This is a genomic window from Pseudonocardia sp. 73-21 (genome assembly GCF_001899645.1).
GTDB lineage: Bacteria > Actinomycetota > Actinomycetes > Mycobacteriales > Pseudonocardiaceae > Pseudonocardia.
This window is the reverse complement of sequence record NZ_MKVV01000105.1, coordinates 25180-33340: the sequence shown is the minus strand read 5'-3', so window position 1 is coordinate 33340 and position 8161 is coordinate 25180. Positions and strand designations below refer to the sequence as shown.

General features: G+C 74.8%; 8 protein-coding genes and 1 pseudogene. 3 read left to right on the top strand and 6 right to left on the bottom strand.

Features of this window, described 5'->3' with window-relative positions:
- Positions 1-495: 495 nt before the first annotated feature.
- Positions 496-903: a hypothetical protein gene (locus BGP03_RS33740; RefSeq protein ID WP_296377879.1), complete on the bottom strand. Its 408-nt coding sequence runs from the start codon at positions 901-903 to the stop codon at positions 496-498.
- Between the two features lie 88 nt (positions 904-991).
- On the opposite strand from BGP03_RS33740, the gene BGP03_RS33735 reads away from it, so the two are divergent.
- Positions 992-1312 (top strand): hypothetical protein, encoded by a 321-nt coding sequence (locus tag BGP03_RS33735; protein WP_298800216.1) that lies wholly within the window; start codon positions 992-994, stop codon positions 1310-1312.
- A 62-nt stretch (positions 1313-1374) separates the two neighbouring features.
- Here the strand turns inward: BGP03_RS33735 and BGP03_RS33730 are convergent, their stop codons facing one another.
- Positions 1375-2445, bottom strand: a complete 1071-nt coding sequence (locus BGP03_RS33730) for a VIT1/CCC1 family protein (protein WP_296377877.1) — start codon at positions 2443-2445, stop codon at positions 1375-1377.
- Between the two features lie 263 nt (positions 2446-2708).
- Here BGP03_RS33730 and BGP03_RS33725 point away from each other — a divergent pair, with 263 nt between their 5' ends.
- On the top strand, positions 2709-3713 hold the full coding sequence (locus tag BGP03_RS33725) for a 2-oxoglutarate and iron-dependent oxygenase domain-containing protein (RefSeq protein ID WP_296377876.1): 1005 nt from the start codon (positions 2709-2711) through the stop codon (positions 3711-3713).
- On the opposite strand, the gene BGP03_RS36190 is transcribed toward BGP03_RS33725, so the two are convergent.
- Together BGP03_RS36190 and BGP03_RS36185 are read right to left on the bottom strand one after the other, a co-directional pair.
- Positions 3707-3904, bottom strand: coding sequence for a hypothetical protein (locus BGP03_RS36190; protein WP_363094992.1), 198 nt, complete (start codon positions 3902-3904; stop codon positions 3707-3709). The genes BGP03_RS33725 and BGP03_RS36190 overlap by 7 nt on opposite strands.
- 115 nt (positions 3905-4019) lie before the next feature.
- A pseudogene (locus tag BGP03_RS36185) lies at positions 4020-4196 on the bottom strand (pyridoxamine 5'-phosphate oxidase family protein); the annotation flags it as partial.
- A gap of 238 nt (positions 4197-4434) precedes the next feature.
- Between BGP03_RS36185 and BGP03_RS33715 the strand changes: the two are divergent.
- Positions 4435-5385: an endonuclease/exonuclease/phosphatase family protein gene (locus BGP03_RS33715; protein ID WP_296377874.1), complete on the top strand. Its 951-nt coding sequence runs from the start codon at positions 4435-4437 to the stop codon at positions 5383-5385.
- Positions 5386-5509: 124 nt separating this feature from the next.
- Here BGP03_RS33715 and BGP03_RS33710 read toward each other — a convergent pair whose 3' ends face one another.
- Both BGP03_RS33710 and BGP03_RS33705 read right to left on the bottom strand, forming a co-directional pair.
- On the bottom strand, positions 5510-7450 hold the full coding sequence (locus BGP03_RS33710; protein WP_298800217.1) for a YhgE/Pip domain-containing protein: 1941 nt from the start codon (positions 7448-7450) through the stop codon (positions 5510-5512).
- Positions 7438-8028, bottom strand: a complete 591-nt coding sequence (locus BGP03_RS33705; RefSeq protein WP_298800218.1) for an ATP-binding cassette domain-containing protein — start codon at positions 8026-8028, stop codon at positions 7438-7440. Before BGP03_RS33705 ends, BGP03_RS33710 begins: the two co-directional genes overlap by 13 nt.
- Between the last annotated feature and the right edge of the window lie 133 nt (positions 8029-8161).

The window sequence follows — 8161 nt, the reverse complement described above, 5'->3', positions numbered from 1 at the left end:
GATGGACGGTGGGCGTCCGGAGTTCATCCCGCCCGGCTGGATCGACATCGAGCGAAAACCGCGACAACGTCCGATGGTCCACCTCCTCGACATCGCCTGACCGTGAGCCCTGTCGAGCCTGCCCAGTGGTGATGTGCAGGCGGTGCGAGACTCGATACCCACACCGGCGGCACCGGTCGCGGTCGACACCCGACGGCTACCCCGGCTGCCGGAGCCTGCTGTGGCCCGACGCCGAGAACTGGCCGGTGGGCGGTGAGGTCGACTTCGAGCAACTCCCAGGTCTCGGGCTCGGTCCGGATCGACGCGACGCAGTGGCACGACCGGGCCGTCGAGCGGACGCCCGACCACATCGCCGCGTTCGTCGACGGGCAGGAGTGGCGGCGCACCACGAACACCGCGATCCGGCCGCCCGGGCCCAGCACCTGGACTGGTTCCCGCCGGGCGGGTCGGCCCGGCCCGGCCCGGCCCGGCCCTGCACGTGGACCGGGTGGCGTACTACCCCCTCTGGCCGCCCCTCTGACCGGAGGGCACCCGGCGGAGCGTGAACACCGCGATCCGCACGGTCAGGGCGTCGACGAGCAGGGCGCCGATGCCCCACGGGAGCACTCCGCCGCCGGCGACGGAGGTGAGCGCCAGGCCGAACCCGCTCATCACCCCGAGCGCCCCGACTGCCGCGCACGCCACCAGCCACCCGTCCTCGGCGTCACCGCCGAACCGCACGCGTCCCGCGGCGAGACCCGCGCCCGCCAGCACCACCGCCGCGAGCGCGACCAGCGACGTCACGACGAGGAACCAGGTGGGCCGCGCGCCCGGCAGGCCGAGCAGGGCGCCGTGGACGACGGCGGTCAGCCCGACCAGCACGACGACGAGCACGTGTCCCTGGGACGTCCGCGGGTTGGCCATGCACCCAGCCTAATGACGACTCTGGGTAGGCGGCGGGATCACCCGCCCGGCTGCTAACGGGACGTGGGCAACCGTCGACAGAGGGGTCGTGACCCAGATCGAGCAGGCGGCGTCGGCGTCGACCGTCTCCCTGCCCTCCATGCGCCCGACCCCCACGGCCGAGGTCGCACCTCCGGCGCCGGCCGCCGTCGAGGCCCCGCGCAGCACGGGCATCGCGTTCGCCGTGGTCGCCGCGCTGGTCTGCGGTGCACTCGGCCTGATCGTGACGCCGGTGCTGCTCGGCCCGGCCGCGATCGTCGGCGGCTTCGCGGGTGAGCACCTGGGCCGCACCGGCACCCGCAAGCTCGTGCCGGCCGCGATCCTCGCGCTGACGGTGACTGCGCTGCTCGCCGCGATCATCCTCCTGTAGCGCGCGGCTGACGCCGCCCGTGCGTGGATAACGGGGCTCTGGCCCTGCTTTCCGCGCACGACCTAACCCAGGGCGGCACCGAACAGGACGCCCAGCCCGTAGGTCACCGCGGCCGCCCCCAGGCCGATCACGAGCTGGCGCAGGGCGCGGCGCAGCGGCGGCCCGCCCGACAGCACCCCGACCGTGGCGCCGGTGAGCATCAGGGCCAGGCCGACGAGCAGCACCGCCACCACGAGCGCGGCGGTCTCCCCGAGGCCGAACAGGAACGGCAGCACCGGGATCGCGGCCCCCGAGGCGAAGAAGCAGAAGCTCGACAGGGCCGCGCCGATGCTGGAACCCACGACGTCGAGCCCCTCGCCGTCGGCGACACCCCCGGCCACCGACCGCGCCGGGTCGTCGCTGCGCAGCGCCGCCTCCGCCCGCCGCCGGGCCTCTCCCTCCTCCACGCCGCGCGCCCGGAACACCAGGGCGAGCTCGTTGGCGTCGACGTCGAGGCGGCGCAGCACCGACTCGGCGTCGCGGGTGTCGGGAGCGGACGCCGCCAGCAGCTCGCGCTGCGACCGCACCGACACGAACTCCCCCGCCCCCATCGACAGCGCGCCGGCCAGGATCCCCGCCAGCCCCGTCAGCAGCACCGTGGCCGTGCCCGCCCCGCCACCGATGACGCCGAGCACCAGCGCCAGGTTGCTGACCAGCCCGTCGTTGGCGCCGAACACCGCGGCCCGGAACGTGCCGGACACCCGGTTGCGGCCGCGGACGGCGAGCCCGCGCACGACCTCCTCGTGGATGCGCTCGTCCGCCGCCATCGCGGGGGTGGCGTCGACGTCGGAGGCGTAGGGCGAGCGCGTCTCGGCCCGCTGGGCCAGCGCGAGCACGAACACCGACCCGAACCGCCGCGCGAGGAACGCCAGCAGCCGCATCCGGGCGGAACCCCGGCCGACCGCCGCGACGTCGCCACCGAGCAGCCGCGTCCAGTGGGCGGCGTGGCGCTCCTCCGCGTCGGCCAGCCCCAGCAGGATCGCCCGTTCCTCCCCCGTCCGGCGGGTGGCCAGATCGCGGTAGACCTTGGCCTCCTCGCGCTCGTCGGCGAGGCGACGCCGCCACCGGCGCTGGGCGGAGATGTCCTCGGTCATGCCGAGGATTGTTCCGCCCGCACAACGTGGCCCGGACGCCCACCCTCGGCACGCGCACGCGTCCCGTCGGCGCAGTACACCCCACGACCGGGACGTGGTGTCGCCGGCGTGCGTCGTGGCGGCCTCGCTCGCCGGGATCACACTCCTGACCGCCGTCCCGGTCTCCGCAGTGGCCTGGCTGACATTCCGCCTGGTGGAGCTGCCGTCGCAGAAGCTGATGAAGCGGGTGGTCGGGACACCGCGCCCGTGGGAATCTGGGACCCATGACGATTCCCGTCCTGCGGCTCGACACGGCGCGTACCACTGAAGGGCGCTTCGACCCCGCCTTCCTCGACGCCCTGCGCACCGCCCTGCACGAGGTGGGGTTCCTGCAGCTGGTCGACTTCGGGGCCGCTCCCGGGCAGGTCGAGGAGCTGGCCGCCGTCACGGCGCGGTTCTTCGACCTCCCGCTCGCCGACCGGATGGCGCTGGACAACCGGAACTCGCCGCACTTCCGCGGCTACACCCGGCTGGGGCACGAGATCACCGCGGGCCGCCCCGACGCCCGGGAGCAGATCGACTTCGGGCCCGAGCTGCCGCCCGTTCCGCGGGAGCGGTGGGACGAGCCGTTCCGGCTGCTGGAGGGGCCCAACCAGTGGCCCGACGCCGCGCTGCCGGAACTGCGGGGCGCCGTCCTGGCCTGGACCGACCTGCTCAGCCGCGTCGCCACCGAGCTGACCCGCGCGTTGGCCGCCTGCCTGGGCCTGCCCGACGACCACTTCGACGGGCTCTTCGGCCCCGAGCCGCACTGGTTCGGCAAGGTCATCCGCTACGTCGGCCAGGTGGGTGACGCGCAGGGCGTCGGTCCGCACGCCGACTGGGGCTTCCTGACGCTGCTGCTGCAGGACGGCACCGGCGGCCTGCAGGCCCGGCCGCCGCGGTCCGACGGCTGGGTCGACGTCCCGCCGCTCGACGGCGCGCTGGTGGTCAACGTCGGAGAGATGCTGGAGGTGGCCACCCACGGCTACCTCGTGGCCACCGACCACCGCGTGCTGCCGTGCGCGCCCGGGGCGACGCGGCAGTCGGTCGGGTTCTTCTGGTCCCCGCGCCTGGACGCCGTGCTCGACCCCGTGCCACTGCCTGCGGAGCTCGCCGCCGAGGCGCCGGGCGTCAGCGAGCACGAGCACAACGCGCTGCTGCCCCGCTTCGGTGACAACGCGCTCAAGGGCTGGTTCCGCTCGCACCCGGAAGTGGCGGCGCGCCACCACCCCGACCTGGTCGGTCAGTAGAGGGTGTTCGCGTAGTCCGGGCCGTAGTGCTTCTCGATCACCTCGAGCGGCTCGTCGGTGCGTTCCAGGGCGTGCACGATCTGCGCCCGGCTCGGCATGGCGTCGGGCTCCCACGCCTCGTGCTCCCAGAGCCGGGAGCGCAGGAACGCCTTGGCGCAGTGGTAGAACACCTCCTCGACGGTGACCTCCATGGCCAGGACGGGCCGTCGACCCCTGACGGCCATCGCGTCGAACCAGGGCGCGTCGCGCACGAGCCCGGGCCCGGCCGTTGACGCGGAAGGTGTCGGTGCGGCCGGGGATGAGGAAGATCAACCCGACGTGCGGGTTGGCGAGGACGTTGTGGAAGCCGTCGGCGCGCTTGTTGCCGGGCCGCTCGGGGACGGCGAGGGTCTGCGCGTCGAGGACGCGCACGAAACCGGCCGGGTCGCCCTTCGGCGAGACGTCGCAGGTGCCGTCGGCGCCGCTGGTGGCGATGAGGATCATCGGGGAGCGGGCGATCCACTCCACGTCGATGGCGTGCAGCGCGGTGCGGCCCTTGGTGGCTGCCGCCCGGCCGGGCCGGCCCAGCAGGTCTTCGAGCTCGGCCACGGACGTGATCTCGGTGTCGCTCACGTCTCCCCACGGTAGACCCGGCCACCAGCCCTTCCCCGGACCCGGAACCTCCGGCCGGACCCGCCCGTTGGCCCCGGGTAGGTCCCGTTCCCCCGGAAGGACTCCCCCGATGCCCCGCAGGTCCACCGTCGCCGTGGCCGCAGGTGCCGCCGCCGCGGCCGTGCTCCTCCCCGACCGGCTCCGGGTGGACCACCTGTTCCCGGCCGTCGACGTCGTGGCCTGGCGTCCGCACGCCACCGTCGTCACGGGCCTCGCCGCGGCGCTGCTCGCCCGCCGGCACCGACCGGTGGCCGCCGCGCTGGGGGCCGCGGCGCTGGCCGGGGCCGCGGCCGTCGTCGACAGGGTCGTGGTGCGACCGCGGCCCGCCACCGGCCCGGACGACCTCACGATCCTGTCGGCCAACGTGCTGCTCGGCCGCGCCGACACCGGCGCCCTGGCCACGCTGCTGGAGCGCGAGATGCCCGACCTGGTCGCGCTGCCCGAGGCCGGGGAGGACTACCGGGCCAAGCTGATGCCGCTGGTGGAGAGCCTGGGCTACCGCTCGTGGTCGTCGATCCCGCCCGGGGTGCCCGACGGGCACGGCGTCGTCCTGCTCGCGTCGGCCCGGGCCGGCGACGTCCTGGTCTCGACCGGTCCGGAGATGCGCCGCCGCCACCTGGAGGTCACCGGCGGCATCCTCGGGGGGCGGCGGATGTTCGCGGTGCACCCGGAGGCGCCGGTCGGCCCGGGCCACACCGCGCGCTGGCGCGACGACCTCGCCCAGATCGCCCGCTGGACCCACGCGCCCCTGGCCCCGATCGTCGTCGGCGACTTCAACGCCACCCTCGACCACTCGCTCCTGCGCGCCGCCCTCGGCGGTTGCCGCAGCGCCGCCGACGGCACGGGCAAGGGCCTGATCGGCACCTACCCGTCCACGCGGTCGCGGGTGGCCGGCATCCAGATCGACCACGTGCTCGTCCCCGGGGACGCCGCCGTCACCCGCTTCGAGATCCACTACCTGCCCTCCAGCGACCACCGTGCGGTGCTGACGTCGTTCCGGCTGACACCGCCGGACCGGTGACGTCCAGCGGTCCCCCGCCCGCGCCACGCAGTTCGTGGACCAGGCTCGGGCTGGACGCGCTCCTGCCGGCCGGTGGAGGCCACCTGGACGCCGGACCCGGGTACCGGTCTCGTCCCCGACGAGGTCAGAAACTCAGAGCCGGCTTCAGAGCGCTGATCGTCCAGGTCCGCTTGCGGCTCACCACGAACCACGTCAGCGCGAGCGAGCCGACGAGGAGACCCGCGAGCACCAGGACGTCGGCCACGAGGTGGGCGGTGTTGCCGCCGCTGATCGTCACGCGCAGCCCGTCCACCAGGTAGCTCATGGGCAGGAACGGGTGGATCGCCCGGAACGGCGCGGGCAGCGTCTCCACCGGGTAGAGGCCACCGCACGCGGTGAGCTGCAGGATCAGCAGCACCAGGATCAGGGCGCTGGCCAGCCCGCCGAGCCAGGAGCGCAGCAGGTGCGCGATGGCGACGAACGTGGCCGTCCCCAGCGCGACGAGCCCGAGATGCGCCCACGGGTGGACGGGCGCCAGGCCGAGCCCGAGGTCCACCACCGCGTCCAGCACGGCGGCCGCGACCAGACCCAACGCGAGCGGCGGCAGGTAGCCGCCCAGCGCCACGACGACGCTGGGCAGGCGGCTGGCGCGGGACCGGTCGGAGGTCGGGCGCAGCAGCAGGAACGCGACGATGCCGAACACCCACATCGCGACACCGAAGAACAGCGGCGCGAGGCCGCGGCCGTACTGGTTCGCGGGGTGCAGGTTGGAGGTCTCGACGTTCACCGGTGACGCCAGGGTGGCCGCGTTGCTCTTCTCGGCCTCGGGTGAGAGCACGGGGATCTGGTCGAGGGCTCCCGACAGGCCGGTGGCGAGCTGGTCGGCACCGGTGGCCAGCTGCGCGGTGCCGTCGCGGAGCCGGTCCGCGCCGGTCACGGCGCTGCCGAGGCCGGCGTCCAGCCTCGCCGCCCCGTCTGCGACGGCGGTGGCGCCGTCGGAGAGCTTCTGCAGGTCGCTCGCGGCGCCGCGGAGCCTGCTCTGCAGCTGCGGGGTGTCGGTGGCGATCTTCGACGTGGCCCCCGCGACCGTCGCGGTGCCGTCGCGCACCGTCGCGGCCTGGCGTGCGACGTTCCCGGTCGCCGTGGTCGCCCGCTGCGCGGCCGCCGTGGCCTTCAGGTAGGCGGGATCTCCTCCGAGCTCCGGGTGGGCCCGGCCGAGCGCGGCGAGCGCGCCGGACACCGACGACGCGTCCCCGTCGACGGTCGACGCGGCGGTCGCGGCGGCGCCCGTCAGGTCCGCGGCGGTCGTGGCGGCGGAAGCGGCCGGACCGGTGATCGACGGCAGCGCGTCGGCGACGCGGTTCGCGGCGGGCACCACGGCGTCGGAGATCTGCCCGACCCCGTCGGCCACCTGCCTCGCACCGGGGGCGAGCTGGTCGGCGCCGGTCTTGAGCTGGGTGAGCCCGGTGGCGAGCGCGGCGCTGCCGTCGCGGGCGGCGTTCGCGCCGTCGCGCAGCTTCCCTGCGCCGTCGGCGGCCTGGGTGATGCCGGAACGCAGCCGGTCGAGGTGGCCGAACACCGACCGGAAGTAGGCGCTGACGGCCGCCGCGTCGATCTTGTTGGTGAGCTCGGACTGCACCGTCTCCGCCATCTTGCCGACGATGTAGCCGTTGGCGTCGTCGAGCACGATCTGCATGGATGCACGCTCGGGCGTGCCGGTGGAGCCGCTGGCGAGCTTCGCGGAGAAGTCGGCGGGCACGGTGATCTGGAAGTAGTAGTCGCCCTCGGCGAGGCCGCGGTCGGCCTCGGTCCGGTCCACGAACCGCCAGTCGAAGATCGGGTCCCTGCGCAGCTCGTCGCCGAACAGCTCCCCCGCGGCCACGCGCTGCCCGTTCACCGTCACGGGCCGGTCGGCGTTCACGACGGCGACGGGGATGGCGTCGAGCCGGTCGTAGGGGTCCCAGTTGGACCACAGGTAGGTGGCGCCGTAGATCAGCGGAACGCACGCCGCGAACACGAGGGCGATCTTCTGCAGCGGGCTCCGGAACCGGCGGAACTCCAGGCCGGCGAGCCTCAGGATGCGCACGGAACAGTTCCCATCATCGTCGCGGCCACACCGGCCGGGGGTTGGGCGGCGGTGGCCACCACGGTCAGTCCGGAGCCGGTCAGGTGGGCCCATGCGGCGGCCCGGTCGGCGTCGTCGAGGCCGAGGTCCACGTCGTCGACGACCACCACGGCGGGCTCCTCCATCGCGGCGAGCCCGACGGCCAGCAGCAGGGCGTCCAGGGCGGGGAGATCGCCGACGACGGCCGCGGGGTCGAACGGCGGCGCCTCGCCCCGGGCCCCGAACAGCCGCCGCTCGCGCACCAGGTCGCCCACGGTGAGGTCGGGCTCCAGCTCCACTGCGCCGCCGATCCGGGCCACGACCACGAGTCGCCGGATCGCGCCCCGCGCGGTGGCCCCGGCGACGACGAGCGAGCCCGCCGTGGTGGCCGCCCGGCCGGACAGCGCCAGCAGCGCCATCGACCGCCCGCTCCCCGCCGGCCCGCACAGCGCGACGACCTTCCCGGCCGGCACGTCGAGCGTGAGCCCCTCGAAGACCGGCCCGCGCGCGGTGCGCACACCCAACCCGGCGGCTCGCAGCACCGGCTCCTCAGACGTCATGTGTCCAGGGTGGCGGCCGCCGCCGACACGGATCAAGAACGAGCGTCCCGACGCGCAGGCGGTTCATCACCCGGTGACAACCGGCCGAGCGCACCGTGAAGGTGATCTGCCCGAGGTCGAACCACCCTGGTCC